We start from the raw sequence: 18,228 nt of genomic DNA, 5'->3' as shown, positions 1-18,228 counted from the left end.
AGGAGAGGTTTCATGGGAAGCAGTTTGGGCTCAGGTGCCCCGGCATCCGTCGCCGCAACGGATCTGGATGCGCTCGATGCCATCCGCAAGGCACCCATCGACGGCGTGTTCGTCGAACTTGAGACGGCGCGCGTAGGGCTCGCCTCGGACGAGGCAGCCGTACGCCAGGGGCGCTCCGGAAAAAACGTCATCCAAAGCGAGAAGAAGAAATCGCCCGTCATCGCGTTCCTCGCGAACTTCACGCACCTCATGGCGGTGCTTTTGTGGGTCGCGGGCACCATCGCGTTCATCGCGGGGCTCCCGGAGCTTGGCGTCGCAGTGTGGCTCGTGAACATCATCAACGGCGTGTTCAGCTTCTGGCAGGAGGCGCGTGCGAGCCAGGCGACCGAGGCGCTCAAGAAGATGCTGCCGGCCTATGCCACGGTGATTCGCGACGGCCAGGAGCAGAAGATCCTGGCAGAAGACCTCGTGCCGGGCGACATCATGCTCCTTGCCGAGGGCGACAAGATCTCTGCAGACGCGCGTGTCATCGCGAGCTCGGACTTGCAGGTGAATCAATCCACGCTAAACGGCGAGTCCACCCCGTCGCGCAAGACCGCGGACGCGGTGCTCGAAGAGGGGCTTTCCGCCGCGGAGATTCCCAACCTCGTCTTCGCTGGCACGAGCGTGTCCGAAGGCAACGGCCGCGCAGTGGTGTTTCGCATCGGCATGGACACGGAGTTCGGCAAGATCGCGAGCCTCACGCAGAACATGCAGGCGGCGGAGAGCCCGCTCACGCGCCAGCTCAACCGCCTCACGAAGCAGGTCACGATCTTTGCCATGTGCATGGGCATCGCGTTCTTCTGCCTGTCCCTGTTCGTGGTGCACGAGCCGTTCGCGTCATCGTTCATCTTCGCGCTCGGTATGGTCGTGGCATTCATTCCCGAAGGCCTCCTGCCTACGGTGACGCTTTCGCTCGCCATGGCGGTGCAACGCATGAGCCGCCGGAACGCCCTGGTGAAGAAGCTCGATTCCGTGGAGGCGCTCGGCTCCACGAGTGTGATCTGCACGGATAAGACCGGTACGCTCACGCAGAACGAGATGACCGTGAACCATCTGTGGACGGCGACACGCGAATACGAGATCACCGGCGTGGGGTACGCGCCCGAGGGCCATATAGAGGCCGAGGGGCGCAGTTGGCGCGCTGTGGACGATGCCGACCTCGAGCTCTTGCTCGAAGGCGGGTTGCTCTGCGGCAACGCGCGTCTCGCCGAGCCGGAAGAGGAGGGCAAGCGCTACGAGGTCTACGGCGACCCCACGGAGGCGTGCCTCATCGTTTCCGCGCAGAAGGGCGGCATCGATCGAGCCGAGCTCGAGGCGCGCATGCCCCGCGTGAAGGAGCTGCCGTTCGAGAGCCGCCGCAAGCGCATGACGACCGTGCACGCCCTTGAGTACCCGCTGGAAGGGGCGCGCCGCATCGCTTTCACGAAGGGCGCACCGAACGAGGTCGTGCGGCTTTCGACCCATGTGCGCGTGAACGGCGTGGTCGAGCCTATGACCGAGGAGCTCCGTGCACACATCATGGAGGCGAACGACACCTACGCCGCCGACGGCCTGCGCGTGCTCGCGGTGGCGTACCGCCCGCTCGACGGTGCGAACGCGGAGGAGGGCATTCCCGATGCCATGAGCGATTACACGCCCGAGAATATCGAGTGCAACCTCACCTTCGTGGGACTCGAGGTCATGATGGATCCACCTCGTCCTGAAGTCGCGGCGGCTGTGGCGGAGTGCCATCGCGCGGGTATCCGCATCGTCATGATCACGGGCGACTACGGTCTCACCGCAGCGAGCATCGCGCGGCGCCTGAAGATCGTGGAGGGCGAGGGGCTATCTGTCATCTCGGGTTTCGAGCTTTCGAAGATGGGCGATGAAGAGCTCAAGGAGAAGCTCGCCGGTCAAGTTGTCTTCGCCCGCATGGCACCTGAACAGAAGCTCCGTGTGGTCACGGCGCTCCAGGAGATGGGCGAGATCGTGGCCGTGACGGGTGATGGCGTGAACGATGCTCCCGCGCTCAAGAAAGCCGATATCGGTGTTGCCATGGGCATTACCGGCACCGATGTGGCGAAGGAGGCGGCCGATATGATCTTGACGGACGACAACTTCGCCTCGATCGTCGCCGCGATCGAGGAAGGGCGCGCGGTCTACAGCAACATCCGCAAATTCTTGCTCTACATCTTGAACTCCAATGCGCCTGAAGCGGTGCCGAACGCGGTCTACCTGCTCTCGGGTGGCGCTGTGCCGTTGCCGCTCACAACCATGCAGATCCTTACCATCGATCTGGGCACGGATATGCTGCCGGCGCTGGGCCTGGGCACTGAACCGCCGGAGGAGACCATCATGGATCAGCCCCCGCGCGATCCCAACGAGCGCCTCCTCAACCGCCGCGTACTCGTGAAGGCCTTCCTGTGGTATGGCCTTATGGCCTCGATCGTCGCCATGGCGGGCTATTTCCTGGTGAACATGCTCGCCGGTTGGCCGGGGATCCCGCTCGCCGGGTTGGGCAACGATAGCGACCCGGTTTACATCCAGGCGACGACCATGACGCTTGCAGGCATCATCTTCGCACAGATCGGCCAGGTCATGAACTGCCGCACCGAGACCACCTCGGTATTCAAGATTGGTCTCTTCTCGAACCGCCGCATCCTCATAGGCATCGTGTTCGAAGTGGTGCTGCTTGTGATTCTCACCACGTTCCCGCCGCTGCAAGGCGTGTTCCACACCGCGCCCCTGGCCTGGCAGGATTATGCGTTCCTCTGCTGCATCCCGCCTGTGGTCATCGCCATCGAAGAGGTTCGCAAGGCATGGCTGCGCCGTCGCGAGCGGGCGCGTGCCGCCGCGAAGCGCTAGAGTTGAGGGTATACACCATCTGAAAGGTGGAGATTATGAACGTCATTATCGTAGGCATGGGCTTTATCGGATCGGGGCTCGCGTGGAAACTCGCGCGACAGGGGTTTTCGGTCACGGCGGTCGACCAAGACCAGAAAGCACTCGATGCGCTGGGCGATTCGTTCCCCGGCAAACGCGTGTGCGGCATCGGCCTCGACCGCGACGTGCTTCTGCGCGCGGGAATCGACCGCACGGATGCCGTCGTTTCCTGCATGCGCTCCGACGAGGCGAACATCGTGGTGGCGCACGTCGCCCGCTCGACGTTTCGCGTGCCCCGCGTCATCGCGCGTCTGCACGATCTTACGAAGGCCGATACGTACCGTCGCCTGAACATCCAGACGGTCTCGCCCAATGCTTGGGGCATCGCGCGCATCGGCGAGCTTCTTACCTATAACCATCTCGATAACGTGTTCGAAGTGGGATCGGGCGATGTGCGCCTGGTTCGCGCGGACGTGCCGGCGCTGCTCGACGGTGCCACGGTGCGCGAGATCTCCGCGCTCGGCGAGGTGCAGATCGTGAGCGTCTCGCACGATAACGAAACGTTCATCCCCACGCAGGGCACCGTGCTCGCCGCCGGCGACATCATCTACGCCGCCGTGGCGACCTCTGCCAGCAGGAAGTTCAAGCAGATGCTCGGCATCACCGATTAGGAGGAATCATGCAGGTCATCATTGTCGGCGGCGGCAAGACCGGCGCCCATCTCGCCTCCCGCCTTACGGACGACGGCATCGCGGTCACGGTCATCGAGCAGCGCGCTGAGGTCGTCGAGCGCGTGCGTCAGATATGCCCGAGCGTTTCCGTTATCGAGGGGAGTGGTTCGGATCCCGAGGTCTTGGAGCGCGCGGGCGTGCGCATCGCGGATGCTGTCGCAGCTGTGACGGGATTGGACGAGACGAACCTCGTGACGTCGATGCTCGCGAAGATGGAATATGCGGTGCCGCGTGTCGTGGCGCGCGTGAACAACCCGGCGAACGCGTGGATGTTCACACCGGTGAACGGAGTGGACGTGGGTGTGAATCAGGCTGAAATCACGGCGCGCTTCGTTATCGAGGGCATGGATGTGCATGACATGTACACGCTCATGAAGCTCGGCCGAGACGAGCACAGCATCGTTCAGGTAACGGTGGGCGCGCATGCCCGCGTGGCGGGACTCGCCCTCAAGGACATCCCGTTCCCGGCGGAGACCGTCGTGACCGCCGTGGAGCATGAGGGCAGCCTCATCGTGCCGAACGGTGGCACCGCCTTGGAGTCGGGCGATGAGGCGATCATCTTCACGAGCGAGGAAGGCCGCGACGAGATTCGCCGCCTCTTCTCATAAAGGCAGCGTGCGGCTACCTCGCTTCAGAACGGGTCGTTTCGTTTCGGCATCCGTGCTAAGCTATTCAGCCGGATAAGAAAGCGAGGTAGCCATGCGTACCGATGATTTCGATTACAACCTGCCCGAGGAGCTCATAGCTCAGGCGCCGGCGGAGCCGCGCGACTCGTGCCGCCTGCTCGTGCTGCACCGCGACGAGCCGCTCGCGACTACGGGCGACGTCGTGCCGCTCGATGCGGGCGGCTGCGTGGAGCACCGGCATTTCTACGACATCATCGACTATCTGGAGCCTGGCGATCTTCTCGTGGCGAATGAGACGCGCGTGATGCCGGCGCGTCTCATCGGGCGCAAGGCGAAGACGGGCGGTATGGCCGAGACGCTCTTGCTCACTCGTCGCGAGGACCAGGATTCGCTTGGTCATGTGTGGGAATGCCTCGTGAGCCCCGGCAAGCGCCTCAAGCCCGGTGCGGTCATCGAATACCGTGCGGGCGGTCCGCACGCGCCCGAAAGCGCGCCCGTGGTGCTTGTGGGGGAGGTGCTTGACTTCGTGCCCGATAGCCGCGGCGGACGTCTCGTGCGCTTTACGCCGCAGGGCGAGAACGCATCGGGCGCGCCGCGCACGCTCGACGAGGCGATCCATGCCGCGGGGCACGTGCCGCTGCCGCCCTATATCACCGATTACGAGGGAGATCCCGAGAAGTACCAGACCGTCTACGCTATGAGCGAGGAGCACTCCGCCGCCGCCCCCACGGCCGGGCTCCATTTCACGCCCGAGCTCATCGAGCGCATCAAGCAGAAGGGGGTCGGCTGGGCGACGGTCGAGCTCGAGGTGGGGATCGACACCTTCCGCCTTGTGGAGGAGGACGATCCCGCCGAGCACGTCATGCATACCGAGCGCTACCACGTGCCGCAGTCGGTTGTAGATGCCGTGCACGCCACCAAGGCGGCGGGGCACCGCGTGATCGCCGTGGGCACGACGGCGGTGCGCTCGCTTGAGAGCGCGTGGGACGCCCAAGCCGCTGCGTCCGAGCCACCCGTTGTCGCGCGCCGGTTCGAAGGCGCTCCCGGTTCGGCAGTGGAGGGCACGGGCGATATCGTGGCACGGGAGAACGCGACGACGAACCTCTACCTCATGCCTGGTTCCACCTACCATGTGGTCGACGCGCTTATCACGAACTTCCACGTGCCGCGTTCGACCCTCATGATGCTCGTCTCCGCGCTCGCTACGCGCGAGCAGATCATGGATGCCTATCGCGAGGCCGTGCGGGAACGCTACCGCTTCTTCTCGTTCGGCGACGCCATGCTCATCGAGTAAGCCCGTCCGCTGCCTGGGGCTCTCGGACGCGGGCCTTGCCTCGGCGCTTGCGCGGGCGGAAAGGGCGGGCGGAAAGATGCTGACGTTGCAAAAAGCGGATGCCTGCGGCCCCGATGTCCGCAGGGGCGTATATCATTGGTAGAGAGATTCGTTCGTCTACGATCGACATGGGAGAGAACGATGGTTGACGATTTCGATACCAAGATTGATGGCATGGAAAACGAGCAGGACGGCGTCTTGGAGGGCGCTGCCGATGTCGATGCGCCCGCCTCCGATCCTGCCGCGGCCACCGCTAACGAGGTCGATGCGCCCGAGGGAGCCGCAACGGCCAATGCGCCCGAGGACGCGGGTGCGGCGGCAGATGATGCGCCACGCATCCCCGAGTTCCTGCAGCATCCCGCCACGGGAGCCGCGCCCCGAACATCCCAGGTGGTAGACGAGGAGCCCGTGCCAACCGAGGAAGCTCCTGGGGCCTCGCCGGTCGAGGCGGTCGGCTCATTCTTCTCCGAGGGGGCGGCGGCGGTGCGTGAGATGAGCGCCGCCCGCAAGGCGCATGCCGAAGCGCGCGAGCAGCTCGAGCAGCTCGATGCCACGATCGCCGACGAGGAGACGGAGCTCGCTCATCGGCGCGAGGTCGCTGCAAACTACCATGCGATCATATCCAGCGAAACCGCGCGTCGAGACGGCGCAACCAAGGCCGAGCAGGCGGCGGAGGCCGAGCAGGCGCGCATCCAGGGAGAAATCGATGCACTCAAAGAGCGCTTGCAGCAGATGAAGGACGCGGACTCCCAAACCGAGAAGCGCCTCAAGGCGGCTCTTGATGCCGCCGAGGCCCGGGAGGCGTCGTCGCGCGAGAACGGCGCGCGCCTGCAGCGCCGGCTCGACGATGCGAAGCGGAACCTCGAGAAGGCCGAGGAGGATCAGAAAAACGGCGTCGCCGCCGCGCAGGCAGCGGTGGAAAGCGCCGAGTCTCGCCTCGCTATGCTCCACGACGAGTATGCCGAGGTCCAGCGCAACCCCTCGGCAAATTCCGCTGCCTATAGCGTGCGCGCTGACGAGCTGCAGACAGAGATTTCCGATGCTGCCCACGAGTTGCAGTCCGCACGGGACGACCTTCCCCGCATCACGCAGGAGCTTGAAGACGCTCTCGCCCATGCTCGAAAGGCGGTTTCCGAGGCCGAAAAGCCTATGGACGACGCGAAGCAGGCCTTCCGCGAGGTGAGCTCTGCCGCAGACGAGGCGCGCAACACCTACCGCGAGGCGAAGGATGACGCAACGGAACGCCAGCGCAAGCTGAAGGAAGAGATCTCCGGCAAGGAAAAGGAGCGCCGCGCGCAGGAGCAGGCGGCAGAAGATGCCCGTGCCGAAGCCTCGGAAGCCCAGGCGCTCATTGACGAGGCGAACGATATCCATGCGCATCCCGAGGTTACCGAGACGATTGCCGCGCGCCTCGAGGCGGACCGGGCGGAGCGCGAGGAGCAGGCCGTTGAGGTGGAGCAGCTCGCGAGCACAGAGAAGGCGGTGCGTGAGCGCACGCGTGGGTCGCGAGCGAGGTTCATCGGCGCCATCGTGGGCATCGTGGTGCTCGTGGTCGCCGTCATTGCGCTCGTCATCGTGTTCATGAACCGATAGCTCACTTCTGTGCGTAGATCGATTATCGCGGTGGGCCTGTAGCCTTGTAGCTGCAGGCTCGCTGCTTCGCGCTTCGCTTCCGAAACCCTCTGAAGCTGCGGCGTTCTTCGTGCCGCCCCTTGACTTGGAGTTCACTCCACCATCTACCATGGGTGGCGACATGGCCATGGGTGCCATGAGACGGCAAGCTCACATAACAGAGGGGATGCGCATGCTGTACAAGGATTTTCAGGGGCTCAAGCTTTCGGCACTCGGTATGGGTGCCATGCGTTTGCCGGTGATCGACGGCGACGATACCAGGATCGACCAAGCCGCTACGCAGGAGATGGTCGATTATGCCATCGAGCACGGCATCAACTACTTCGACACCGCGTGGGGCTACCACGGTGGGCAGTCCGAGATCGCCATGGGCAAGGCGCTCAGCAAGTATCCCCGCGACTCGTTCTACCTTGCTACGAAGTTCCCCGGCTACGACCTTTCCAACATGGACAAGGTCAAGGAGATTTTTGAGAAGCAGCTCGAGAAGACGGGGATGGAGTACTTCGACTTCTACCTCATCCATAACGTCTGCGAGATGAACATCGATGATTATCTCGACACCAAGCACGGCATCATGGATTACCTGCTCGACCAGAAAGACGCTGGGCGCATCAAGCACCTGGGATTCTCGGCGCATGGTGCCATTCCGGTAATGGAGCGCTTCATCGATTTCTACGGCGACTATCTTGAGTTCTGCCAGATTCAGCTCAACTATCTGGACTGGGAGTTCCAAGATGCGCGCGGCAAGGTGGAGCTGTGCGCCAAGCATGGTCTGCCCGTGTGGGTCATGGAGCCGGTCCGCGGCGGCAAGCTTGCTAACCTGCCCGAGGCCGATGCGGCGCGCCTCACGGAGCTTCGTCCGGACGAGAAGCCCGTTGCCTGGGCATTCCGTTTCATCCAGGGCATTCCCGAGGTGTGCGTGACCCTTTCCGGCATGTCCAACTTCGAGCAGATGCGCGAAAACATCGCCACGTTTGAGGAGGAAAAGCCTCTCAACGACGAAGAGCGGGCGGCGCTCCAGCGGGTCGTCGACGGCATGACCGCTCAGCACACGGTTCCGTGTACCGCGTGCCATTACTGCACGAGCCATTGCCCCATGGGGCTTGATATCCCGAAGCTCCTTGAGATGTACAACGAGGCCATGGTCACCGATGGCGCGGGCGGGTTCATTCCGAGCATGTTCGTAGGAACGCTTCCCGAGGACAAGCGCCCGAGCGCGTGCATTGGGTGTGGGAGCTGCGAGGCGGTGTGCCCGCAGCAGATCAATATCCCCGATACACTTGCAGACCTCGCCTCGAAGCTGGCCGGATAGGAGCAGCCTCGCCGGCGGTTGGGGATTGAGCCGTAGTTGGATGAGGCCCTGCAGCTTTGGTAGCGGTTGCTATGCCGTTCGCCGCCATTTTTGAGCCGTCTGCGGACTCGCTCAGGTTGTCGAGGTATTCGTGCATGGGAATGGGTTTACGGGGAACATATAGCAATGAACATCCAAGTCGCTTCAGGAAAGCAAGCGACGACCGAAGGAGGCGAGTCCAATGGGTACAGAAGACATAGCACAAGCATTCGGGCTCGTTGCCTGGGGTCTTGAGGCTTAACCGTTGTGGGTGCGCAGAGGCGACCCGTTGGATTCCGTCAGAGCATGGAAGCAAGCTGTTGAGAAGACCTTAGAACGACCGGGTGCATCTATAGCTTGTGCGCGTTCGGCTGGTCCTGGGGGACAAAGTGGACGCAATGACGAATAGATGCATTGGGGTGAGTCCAAAGTATTGAACAGGCCGAGGGGCGGCGCAGCAGAGGAGGCGCCGCCCCTCGCTTTGTGCCGTTCTGGGTCATTCTGGGACGGGGTTGTTTTGACTCATGCGTGGCCATTCCAGTCAAAATGGGACCTCAAAATGGGACGGGGTTGTTTTGACTCATTCGCAGCGATAGCTCAAGACAGCCTCGTCCCAAAACGGCGGTCTCAAAACGGCGCGACTTCGGCGCGAGCGAAGCCGATCTATCGATTGAGCCAACGGTCTGCATGGCGGCCTATAATCGCGATCAAGCTTGATGCGGCAATCGTGATGATGGCGCTCAGGGGCGTGAGCCATCCAGCTCCGGCGAGGGCGATGAGCATCATCGCATCGCATAGCAGCCAATTCCAAACATAGATGTGCGAAAGGATGGACCTCGTCAAACGCATGCCGAGGGATTTTTCTTGCTGCATGTGCTCGAGCAGATGGGCGCTTATGTCACCGATGGTTTTGAGCCCATTACGGCGCGTGTATCTGAGGTAGGGAATGAGGGTCATGATCCAGATGCCGAGCACGAAGGCCTCTGCCACCGCTATTGACAGCTCCTCTTCATGATTGGGGGCGTTTGCTGCGAAGAGCCTTAGGAGATAAGAGGAGACCCAGCATACTTGCATGAGGAAGAAGATTGCCAGAAAACGGCGTGAATCGGCATCGAAGCGCTCGATGATATGAGGGGCGTCGTTGCCGATGAGGGCGTCGACCGAGGTATCAAAGGCCGTAGCGATGGCTTTGAGGCTCGCGATATCTGGAAGGGTTTTGTTGCGTTCCCAATTGGATACCGTTTGACGGCTCACCTTGCAAGCAGCGGCAAGCGCTTCCTGCTTCATGCCGTTCGCTTGGCGATACTTTCGGATGCGTGTGCCGATTTCCATAGCTTGTCCCTTTGTGGCTCGCCGAATGTCCCTTCGGTACCAGTATGGCTCTTCGTATGGCGCGCGCCGCTGACTATCGCGTCAAAATGCTTTGACATCTCGGCCATTCTGGGACCATTCTGGGACGGGGTCATTTTGACCCGCCCGCTGCGAATGAGTCAAAACAACCCCGTCCCATATTGGCTCATTGGCTCAGTAGCCGAGGTCCTCCCCGATGAGCACCACGCGGATGCGGTCATCGTGGCGGCTGTGGCGCGTGACCACCACGTTGCAGCACATGCAGCGCTCCGCATGGCATTCCGAACAGATACCCGCAACCTCGCATGGCGTGTTGGTGTGCAGGCGCGCGGCATTGAGCGGGCAGGTCACCGTGCGAATGCGCTTGATACCGGCTTCCACGTCTGCCACGAGCTTGTTCATCCCTGCGAGCACCACCACGTGCGCGGGGCCGTGCAGAAGGAGCGACAGACGGTCGGAGTTGCCGTCGATGTTAACGAGCTCACCGTTCAGCGTGAGGGCGTTGGCACTCATAAAGAACCAATCCGCCGAAGTGCGATCGCGCCACATCTCGCGTTGTTCCTCGGGCGTGGTCGCGGTGGCGCGGTCGAGCATGCGGTAGCAGCCCGCGTTCTCGAGAGCCACCTTCATGCCGGTTTCCTTGAACGTCTCGCTGCCGCCCCAGGTTACGGAGTCGCCTTCGTGCATCCAGGAGCGCACAAGCTCCACGGCCTCCGAACTCGTTGCGCAGAAGTGGCCGCTCATACCATGGCGCTCGAGCTTCTTGATAACGGTCGATGCGGTGGCGCGATATGCCGCGAGTGCGGTTTCGGTGCTTTTGGCCATAGGTACTTCCCTTCGGTTGGCGTCGTGCTGGATAAGGCCTATGGTACGAGAAATGCCGGCCACATGCTTTTGTCATCTCGAGCTGTAATCTTGAGCATGTGGATCTTGAGCATGTGGAAATATCAGGCGACCGAAGGGCGTGCGAAACCCAGGCGACCGACATCAGGCGATTGAAGCGCGCGGAAACACCAGCCGAGCGACTCCAGCCGTTGCACTGGGCCGGCTGGCTTTCCCAGGCGCATCATCGATCGGGATAGTCGGTGTAGCTGCGTCTGGGTATGATGTGTTGAACTGAGTGGATGTGGACGAAGGGTCTGGCTCATGGCAAAAAGATGGCTGGGTCTCCTGCGCGAGAACAAGCGCGTGGCGATCGTGGCGGCATGCGCCATCGTGTTTCTCGTGCTTCTGGAAGATGTTCTCGAGGGCGGGCTTATCAAGCTCGATGAGGCCGCATATGTGCTCATTGTTGAGCATCTGCGCACCGATTGGCTCACGCCTATCATGGAGTCCATCTCGGCGCTTGCCACGCCGGTCACCCTCATGGTGATGCTTTTGCTCATCGTCGCCTTCGCGCCGGGCAGGAGGCCGGGCGCGTGCTGCGCACTTAACCTAGCACTCGTGGTGGTGCTCAATCAGGTGCTCAAGTTTCTCGTCCAACGGCCCAGGCCAGAGGGCTTTCGCCTTGCGGCAGAAACGGGGTTCAGCTTCCCCTCGGGCCACTCGATGGCCGCGATGGCGTTCTTCGGCCTGCTCATCTGGATGGTCTGGCACTACGAGCGCGATCGCGCGGTGCGCATTGGGTGCTCGGTGGCGCTTGCGGCGCTCATTGTCGCTGTGGGCGTAAGCCGCATCTATTTAGGTGTTCACTATGCTTCGGATGTGGTGGCGGGCTTTTGCGTGAGTCTTGCCTGGCTTGCCTTCTATACGCGTGCGGTGGCGCCGCTCTTTTTGGGAGAGGCACCGGCGAGGGAGGCGGGTGCGAAGGCGGCGGATTAGCCCGTGGCGTGGTTCGCTAAAAATTGTCGTACTTTTTATAGAAAATAGGCGATAGAAAGCTATAAAGTTTACGACAATTTTCGAGGCGAACGAGGCGAACGAGGCGAACGAGGCGAACGAGGCGAACGAGGCGAACGAGGCGAACGAGGCGAACGAGGCGAGTGCCGACCGGCTCCCCATGCTTCGAGCCGAATCGCGGGTATGCCAGAATTTGATGGTGTGAGGCGCGGGCGAGGGAAAGGGTCGAGCAGCCCGCTATACTGGTTCATCATCGAAGCGACAGGCGAGCGGGCGCACGCGCTTATGGGAGCGCGTCCGCTCGCCCAGAACGAGACCGAGACGAGAAACGCGAGGCCCCATGGACCAGAGCCTATTCACCTACGACATCATCGCCGAAGACCCCAAGACGCATGCGCGCGCGGGCGTGCTGCACACGCCGCACGGCGACATCGAGACACCCATCTTCATGCCGGTGGGCACGCGCGCCACGGTGAAGGGCGTGCCGTGGGAGACGGTCAAGGGCCTGGGTGCGCAGATCGTCCTCTCCAACACCTACCACCTGGCCATGCGCCCCGGCGCGGACCTCATCGACGAGATGGGCGGTCTCCACAGCTTCATGAACTGGCACGGCCCCATCCTCACCGATTCGGGCGGCTTCCAGATCTTCAGCCATTCCGACGCCGTGAAGCTCTCGGACAAGGGCGTGCGCTTCATCGCCACCGACTACGACGGCAGCCACGTGTTCTGGAGCCCCGAGGACAACATGGCCATCGCGCAGAAGCTCGGCTCCGATATCTGCATGCAGCTCGACCAGTGCATCGGTTACCCGGCGGAGCGTCGCGACGTGCAGCGCGCCATGGATCTCTCGAGCCGTTGGGCGGAGCGCTGCTACAAGGCGCATACTCGCCCTGACCAGGCGCTCTTCGGTATCGTGCAGGGCGGCATGCATCTGGACCTGCGCATCAAGTCGCTCGAGCGGCTAGAGGAGATGGGCGACTTCCCGGGCTATGGCATCGGTGGCTATTCGGTGGGCGAGGACCACGAGACCATGTTCGAGTCTCTCGAGCCGCTCGCCGCGGAGTACATGCCCAAGGGCAAGCCGCGCTACCTCATGGGCGTGGGCAACCCCACCACGCTCGTTCGCGGCGTGGCGTGCGGCATCGATATGTTCGACTGCGTACTGCCCACGCGCACGGGCCGCATGGGCACGGCGTTCTCCAGCGAAGGGCGCCTGAACTTCCGCAACGCCCGCTTCGCGCACGATGGCGGCCCCGTCGACCCGCAGTGCACCTGCCCGGTGTGTACCGGCGGCTACACGCGTGCGCACATCCGGCACATGGTCACGGTCAAGGAGATGCTCGGCGGCATCCTGCTCTCCATGCACAACATCTATTACCTGCTCGACCTCATGCGCCGCGCGCGCCAGGCCATCATCGACGGCGCCTACAGCGAGTTCGTGAACGATTGGATGAATTCGCCGGCGGCGAAGGATTACTAGGAGGCCGCTCGCTCGGAGCCTTGCTCGTCGTCGCGCCAGAAGACGAGCACGATTTTCATCGGGGTTCCGTAGACGAGTGAGGACGTGACGAGCTTCCAGCCTTGGAGCTCCATCTCGTTCGCCTTTTCGGCGATCGCGTTTGCCGTGTCGTCGGCGAAGGCGCGCTGCCTGACCAGCTCTGTACGATACATGCTGCCTCCCCGGGGTCGGCGCCTGCATATCCAGTTGCTGATATACCCAGGCGGGTCATGTTGGGGTCATGTTGGGGGGTCATGTTGGGGGGTCATGTTGGGGGGTCATGTTGGAGGGTCATGTTGGAGGGTCATGTTGGAGGGTCATGTTGGAGGGTCATGTTGGAGGGTCATGTTGGAGGGTCATGTTGGAGGGTCATGTTGGAACGGGGTTGTTTTGCACGCGTGCAAAACAACCCCGTCCCGTTTTGACTCACTCCAGGTCGGAGAGTTCGCCCATGTCTTCGATGCGGATGGACGAGGCGTCTACGAGCGCATCGGGGGCGGCGGTCTGCCCTTCGAGGGTGCTCGGGATATGGCCGTCTAGTTGCCCGCGGATGCTCTGGGCGCGAAGCAGGCAGAACGCCTCAAGGGTATCCACGCCCAGCTGAAACTCCTCGAAGCTGATAAACGCCGTGGGGTCTTCCGCGACATAGGGAGCGATGAGCTCCTCTGCCTGGCGCACCGTCGTCTGCAGGCGCCCGCTCTCCACGTAATCCTGCACGAGCTCGTCAAGGTAGCCGTGGTAGCGTTCGCGGTAATCGCCGTGTGCCATGAGGTTGGTGAAGAGCGGTCGCTCGGCAAGCACCTCGGGTGCCGCCGGCGTATCAATGGGCAGGTTCACGTAGGTGCCGGCGTCGTCCGGCAGCTCAGCTCGCCCGAGGGCGTAGGTGCCGAAGGCCAGGTTATAGTCCCAGGGGAGCATCGCCAGGCGCCCGTCCTCCTCGTAGAGAAAGTAGTTGTGGCCCGTGCTTCCCAGGTAGCTGTCGAGGTTCGCCACGAAGGTCTGCACGGCGAAGTACCTCAGCACCTCATCGACGTCCACCGAGCGCTCGATCTCGTCGCGCTCTCCTGTGGCCAGCGCCTTGATTGCGTCTACCACGCGCTTTTCGTCCACCGCCGTCGCATCGAAGCGCGCGCTTTTGAAGATTCCCGGGTAGGATGCGGGGTCGTCGTTCACGTAGCGCAGTGCCACATCGGCGTTCTCGTCATCGAGAGAGCGGTAGTCGGGTTTGTAGAGCATGCCGTGCCCCTCGCCCCATATGCGCTCGGCGAAGGCGTCCTCCGGCTCCTCGACAGCAAGGAACAGCCCCCAGGCCTCGCCGTTAACGTTCACCTGCACGAAGCTCGTCGCCGGTGCAGGCACGCCCATGAAACGCATCATGTCGAGGGCGAGGTAGGTTTTGAGGTAGCTGTTGTCTTGGAAGGATGCGTCGAGCGAGAGTTTGTCCAGGCCGTGATAGGTGAGCCCCGCATCGAAGTGATCGAATTCGATCTTGAGACTGTAGCGCGAAAGCCCACGCTCTGCGATGTGCCCGAGCGAGTTGTTCCCCTTGGCGCGCAGCCCCACCCCTGTGAACGTCTCGCCATCGATCGCCACGTCGCACCGGGAATAGCTCTCGGTCGTTGCGGTAGCGAGGAAGGCGTCCCAATCATCAATCTGGATGTCGATGCTGTGCACGCGACCCTGCTGGAAGAGCAGGTTGAGGTAATCGTCGTCGCGTGCGGGTGTGATGATGCCCGCCGCGCCGGCAGCGTAGAGTCCGCCGGTGAGCAGGATGGCGCAGGCGAGCGCCGCGATGCAGACGGCGTCGATGAAGCGCGACCCGAGCATGGGGCTAGCCGAGGTAGTCGCCGTTGTAGGAAACGAGGCTGGCGTCGCCGACGCCTTCGATGGCACAGAGGGCATCGATGAACGCCGTCTCGCCGTCCTTGAGCCTGACCTCGTAGGTGAGGTCGAGGGCGCCTGTGCCCTCATCTGCGGCGGAGCGGTCTTTCGCCTTGAGGACATGCTGCTTGGTGCTCGATGCCACGAGCACCTCAACTGCTCGCTCAGCGGCATCTACCGTCTCGCCCGAGCAGCGCACGACGAGCATGAACGGCCGGTCCATGGTGCGGGTGTTGGCGAAGATGAGGAGCACGAGGCCGATTACGATGCAGCCGACGACGGCAAGGAATAGCAGGCCCGCGGCGAGCACGATGCCCACCGCGATGCACCAGAACAGGAAGACGATATCCATGGGTTCCTTGACCGGCGTGCGGAAGCGCACGATGGATAGGGCGCCCACCATGCCCAGCGAGAGCAGGACGTTGCTTGACACCGCAAGGATCACGAGCGTCGTGATGAGCGTAAGCGCTACGAGCGTGGCCTCGAAGCTCGTGGAGTGCATGACGTTGGTGCTCGTCTTCTTGTAGATAAGAACGATGAACAGGCCGAGCGCGCAGGCGAGCGCGAGCGCGAGGATGGCGTCGAGCGGGGGCACCGCGTCGATGCGGTCGAGAAACGATGACTTGAAGATGTCGTTGAAGGTCATGGAATCGCCTTACGTCGAATGGTTGCTTGGGTGGTGATTGCCTGGACGGTGATTGCCTGGGCGGTGCTGCCTGGTTTGGCTCCCGGTGCTCACGCGCGGGGTCCGCCATTCAAGCCGCGTGTGGTGCTCGCTACTCAAACCGTCGTGCGAGCGCATATTTGGAGTGGGCTACGCGCACGGCGCCGGGCACTTGTATGGCGTCGCGCACGATGTCGGGAAGGTAGGCGTCGTATTTCACCTCCAGCACGACGGCGCCCGGAGCATAGGGGGCAAGAAGCCGGCTAGGGTCGAAGAAGCTCTCGGGGTGTCTGCACGACCGCATGCGAGCATCGAGGGTGATGCGAACGTTGCCCGGCTCGAACGTGAATGCTTCCCGTTCATAGGCTACGACGACGCAAGGGCGTAGCCCCAAGACGCGCTGGGCAGCTTTGAACTCTTCAAGCACCGGATCGTTGCTGGCTTCTCTGTCCGGGGCGGGGGAGAGACGGTGCTCATGCCGCCCGTTCTGCTCCCGCGGTGTGCCTTGGCTCGCTATCGCAAGGCTTCGGGCTTCGCGCGGGGTGAGCCATGAAGCGTGCTTCGAGCCGGCGCCGTTCCGCTTCACCTTCTTTTCCAGACGAATGACGCGCGCGGCGCCATCCGTTGCGAGCGGCTCGGTTCCATACGCGCGCATACGCCATTTTGCGCGCGCCGTGAATCCTTCGTGCTTCTCGCGCAGGGCGTCGTCGAAGGGCGTGTCGAAATAGAGGCTGCGCACGGTGTAGCGCCCGTCGGGCCCGGCATGCTCGTCCCGAGGGAAGAGCATGCCGAGGCGTTTTGTGAGCAGGAGGGCTTCGTGCGGCGGGAGCTCGAATTTAAGCTCGTGTCGCTGTTTCGTGCGCGCCGGCAGCATCAATCGTCGTACCCGCTGTTGTCGCTGTCGTAGTTCGAGTTGCCCCCGCTGTCATAGCCGGAGTTATTGCTGTCGTATCCGGAATTGCTGCTATAACCGGAGTTGCCTCCGTAATTCGAGTTGCCGTAGTTCGAGTTGCCCCCCGAGGGTGCTGGCGCCGAGGATCCGCCGCCGGACGAACCGCCCGAAGAAGCGCTTCCCGAAGACCCGCCTGACGAGCCGCCGGAGCCACCAGAGCTGCCGGATGAGCTGCCGCCGGAGCTGCCCGACGACGTAGCGGGCGGGGCGGTGGGTGCCGGTTCCTGGTAGTCGGTGACGCCGTCGTTCAGCGGGCCGTAGTCGGAGTCATAGTAATCGGTCACGCCGTCGTTTTCGGGGCCGTAGTCGGAATCGCTATAGTTGGTCCACCCATAGTTGCTCGAACCGGTGACCTGCATGGACGCGGTCTTGTTCTGGCCGATGACGTAGGTTTGGGAATCGCTCACGATGTTCTTGAGAAAATCGTTCGCCGGCAAAGACGACCCGTCCTCTACCTCGAGGTCGATCGTGTTGCCCTCGCCTTCAACCTCCTCGACGAAATAGCCCGCCTCATTGATGCGCGCGATGAGGGTGGAGACCGCCGTGCGGCATTCCTGCCCTTCCAGCGCGCTCAGGTCGAGCCCCATGTTCTCGGCATCGGCGTTGAGCGCCTCCACGCCCACGACCACACCGTCTGCATCGTAATGGATGGCGAATTCAGGATTCACACGCAAGATGAGCGTGCCGCCGCCCTCAGGATAGGGGAGTTCTTCGGGCTCGGTCGCTGCCACGGCGGGCGCTTGTCCCGGCGCCTGCGTGCCGCTCCAGATGGCAAAGAGTGCTCCGCCGCCAACGATCACAGCGAGCAGCGTGGCGAGCACGATGGTGAGTTGTTTGTTCGTCATGTTGTTCACCCCTCGGTCGTCTAGGCGTATTCGCCGGGTTATCCCAGCGAATGGCTTCCCTTGCGTAGGAAGTCGGTTGCCCTACCAGGGGTAGCCGTCACCCTTATAGCATGCCCGTGGGGACATTATGATGCGCGGTCCTGTAAGCGCTTTGTAAGGTCTTGCGTGGCGACCGTTGACCGGTCCCTAGCCTCCGTTCACCGATTCTCCGGACGCACTTTTGCAGCTCGGGCGGCATAAATCCGGGGGAGGAGATGCATTTTTCTCGATTCAGACGAAAAGCGTCCGGTACCGGTGAAGGCCCCCGGCTGAGAAGGCTGGTTGCGGGTGGCCTCGGAGGGTTCGAGCCTAGGGTGGCGCGCTATCTGAAGCATTCAGGCCCAACTGGATGCCGTCGCTCGCCCGTTCCTGGCACATTCGTTTCACTTTTGGGAACTTCTTTTTGCTCTTTCAGCAGGAGCGTGGCCTGCTCCCTAGGAACGTGCAGGATTCTGGCGAGTGCTCTACCGGTTGCAGCGCGCGGACGAGAAAGATATTCCCAAAAGTGGAACGAGCATCCCTCTCAGCCTGCGCGCTCTGCAAAACATCTTTGTCAGGGGGGCATTTGTAGCGTGCATGCGCCGTGCTAGGCGGGTATGCTAGT

General features: G+C 62.6%; 15 protein-coding genes. 8 read left to right on the top strand and 7 right to left on the bottom strand.

Annotated features, from left to right (window positions below; genetic code table 11):
* The first annotated feature begins 12 nt into the window (after positions 1-12).
* From GJE22_RS07960 to GJE22_RS07935, 6 genes are all read left to right on the top strand, one after another.
* A complete protein-coding gene (locus GJE22_RS07960) occupies positions 13-2,886 on the top strand; it encodes a cation-translocating P-type ATPase (protein ID WP_144687924.1) in 2,874 nt (957 codons plus the stop codon).
* Between the two features lie 35 nt (positions 2,887-2,921).
* A complete protein-coding gene (locus tag GJE22_RS07955) occupies positions 2,922-3,575 on the top strand; it encodes a potassium channel family protein (RefSeq protein ID WP_022349872.1) in 654 nt (217 codons plus the stop codon).
* A gap of 8 nt (positions 3,576-3,583) precedes the next feature.
* Positions 3,584-4,243: an NAD-binding protein gene (locus tag GJE22_RS07950; protein WP_144687923.1), complete on the top strand. Its 660-nt coding sequence runs from the start codon at positions 3,584-3,586 to the stop codon at positions 4,241-4,243.
* Between the two features lie 91 nt (positions 4,244-4,334).
* Positions 4,335-5,555 carry a tRNA preQ1(34) S-adenosylmethionine ribosyltransferase-isomerase QueA gene (queA, locus tag GJE22_RS07945; RefSeq protein WP_144687922.1) on the top strand — a complete coding sequence of 407 codons (1,221 nt, stop codon included), beginning with the start codon at positions 4,335-4,337 and terminating at the stop codon, positions 5,553-5,555.
* 180 nt (positions 5,556-5,735) lie between these two features.
* Positions 5,736-7,187, top strand: coding sequence for a coiled-coil domain-containing protein (locus GJE22_RS07940; protein ID WP_144687921.1), 1,452 nt, complete (start codon positions 5,736-5,738; stop codon positions 7,185-7,187).
* A gap of 211 nt (positions 7,188-7,398) precedes the next feature.
* Entirely contained in the window at positions 7,399-8,538 is a 1,140-nt protein-coding gene (locus GJE22_RS07935) for an aldo/keto reductase (RefSeq protein WP_144687920.1), read from the top strand.
* 681 nt (positions 8,539-9,219) lie between these two features.
* On the opposite strand, the gene GJE22_RS07930 is transcribed toward GJE22_RS07935, so the two are convergent.
* A complete protein-coding gene (locus GJE22_RS07930) occupies positions 9,220-9,888 on the bottom strand; it encodes a helix-turn-helix domain-containing protein (protein ID WP_144687919.1) in 669 nt (222 codons plus the stop codon).
* Positions 9,889-10,080: 192 nt separating this feature from the next.
* Entirely contained in the window at positions 10,081-10,731 is a 651-nt protein-coding gene (locus tag GJE22_RS07925) for a lactate utilization protein (protein WP_144687918.1), read from the bottom strand.
* A 321-nt stretch (positions 10,732-11,052) separates the two neighbouring features.
* On the opposite strand from GJE22_RS07925, the gene GJE22_RS07920 reads away from it, so the two are divergent.
* The gene (locus tag GJE22_RS07920; protein ID WP_144687917.1) at positions 11,053-11,727 is read left to right on the top strand and encodes a phosphatase PAP2 family protein; all 675 of its coding nucleotides are present in this window, start codon (positions 11,053-11,055) and stop codon (positions 11,725-11,727) included.
* A 358-nt stretch (positions 11,728-12,085) separates the two neighbouring features.
* Entirely contained in the window at positions 12,086-13,225 is a 1,140-nt protein-coding gene (tgt, locus tag GJE22_RS07915; RefSeq protein ID WP_144687916.1) for a tRNA guanosine(34) transglycosylase Tgt, read from the top strand.
* On the opposite strand, the gene GJE22_RS07910 is transcribed toward tgt, so the two are convergent.
* The 5 genes from GJE22_RS07910 to GJE22_RS07890 all read right to left on the bottom strand — a co-directional run bounded on the left by GJE22_RS07910 (position 13,222) and on the right by GJE22_RS07890 (position 17,585).
* Entirely contained in the window at positions 13,222-13,416 is a 195-nt protein-coding gene (locus GJE22_RS07910; protein ID WP_144687915.1) for a hypothetical protein, read from the bottom strand. The genes tgt and GJE22_RS07910 overlap by 4 nt on opposite strands.
* 253 nt (positions 13,417-13,669) lie before the next feature.
* A complete protein-coding gene (locus GJE22_RS07905; protein ID WP_186297393.1) occupies positions 13,670-15,070 on the bottom strand; it encodes a CotH kinase family protein in 1,401 nt (466 codons plus the stop codon).
* A 4-nt stretch (positions 15,071-15,074) separates the two neighbouring features.
* A complete protein-coding gene (locus tag GJE22_RS07900; protein WP_144687913.1) occupies positions 15,075-15,770 on the bottom strand; it encodes a DUF4956 domain-containing protein in 696 nt (231 codons plus the stop codon).
* 130 nt (positions 15,771-15,900) lie between these two features.
* A complete protein-coding gene (locus GJE22_RS07895) occupies positions 15,901-16,662 on the bottom strand; it encodes a polyphosphate polymerase domain-containing protein (protein WP_144687912.1) in 762 nt (253 codons plus the stop codon).
* Positions 16,662-17,585, bottom strand: a complete 924-nt coding sequence (locus GJE22_RS07890; RefSeq protein ID WP_144687911.1) for an anti-sigma-I factor RsgI family protein — start codon at positions 17,583-17,585, stop codon at positions 16,662-16,664. The genes GJE22_RS07895 and GJE22_RS07890 overlap by 1 nt, the downstream gene beginning before the upstream one ends.
* Between the last annotated feature and the right edge of the window lie 643 nt (positions 17,586-18,228).

It is taken from the genome of Enorma shizhengliae (genome assembly GCF_009676995.1).
Lineage (GTDB): Bacteria > Actinomycetota > Coriobacteriia > Coriobacteriales > Coriobacteriaceae > Enorma > Enorma massiliensis.
Note: the sequence above shows the minus strand (reverse complement) of the source record. Positions and strands in the feature narration are given on the sequence as shown.

Excerpts from the sequence above, each read along its gene's own strand:
- GJE22_RS07930 (WP_144687919.1), bottom strand. The coding sequence starts at position 9,888 with ATGGAAATCGGCACACGCATCCGAAAGTATCGCCAAGCGAACGGCATG.
- GJE22_RS07925 (WP_144687918.1), bottom strand. The coding sequence starts at position 10,731 with ATGGCCAAAAGCACCGAAACCGCACTCGCGGCATATCGCGCCACCGCA.
- GJE22_RS07955 (WP_022349872.1), top strand. The coding sequence starts at position 2,922 with ATGAACGTCATTATCGTAGGCATGGGCTTTATCGGATCGGGGCTCGCG.
- GJE22_RS07900 (WP_144687913.1), bottom strand. The coding sequence starts at position 15,770 with ATGACCTTCAACGACATCTTCAAGTCATCGTTTCTCGACCGCATCGAC.
- GJE22_RS07890 (WP_144687911.1), bottom strand. The coding sequence starts at position 17,585 with ATGACGAACAAACAACTCACCATCGTGCTCGCCACGCTGCTCGCTGTG.
- GJE22_RS07895 (WP_144687912.1), bottom strand. The coding sequence starts at position 16,662 with ATGCTGCCGGCGCGCACGAAACAGCGACACGAGCTTAAATTCGAGCTC.
- GJE22_RS07950 (WP_144687923.1), top strand. The coding sequence starts at position 3,584 with ATGCAGGTCATCATTGTCGGCGGCGGCAAGACCGGCGCCCATCTCGCC.
- tgt (WP_144687916.1), top strand. The coding sequence starts at position 12,086 with ATGGACCAGAGCCTATTCACCTACGACATCATCGCCGAAGACCCCAAG.
- GJE22_RS07960 (WP_144687924.1), top strand. The coding sequence starts at position 13 with ATGGGAAGCAGTTTGGGCTCAGGTGCCCCGGCATCCGTCGCCGCAACG.
- GJE22_RS07935 (WP_144687920.1), top strand. The coding sequence starts at position 7,399 with ATGCTGTACAAGGATTTTCAGGGGCTCAAGCTTTCGGCACTCGGTATG.
- GJE22_RS07920 (WP_144687917.1), top strand. The coding sequence starts at position 11,053 with ATGGCAAAAAGATGGCTGGGTCTCCTGCGCGAGAACAAGCGCGTGGCG.
- GJE22_RS07940 (WP_144687921.1), top strand. The coding sequence starts at position 5,736 with ATGGTTGACGATTTCGATACCAAGATTGATGGCATGGAAAACGAGCAG.
- GJE22_RS07910 (WP_144687915.1), bottom strand. The coding sequence starts at position 13,416 with ATGTATCGTACAGAGCTGGTCAGGCAGCGCGCCTTCGCCGACGACACG.
- queA (WP_144687922.1), top strand. The coding sequence starts at position 4,335 with ATGCGTACCGATGATTTCGATTACAACCTGCCCGAGGAGCTCATAGCT.
- GJE22_RS07905 (WP_186297393.1), bottom strand. The coding sequence starts at position 15,070 with ATGCTCGGGTCGCGCTTCATCGACGCCGTCTGCATCGCGGCGCTCGCC.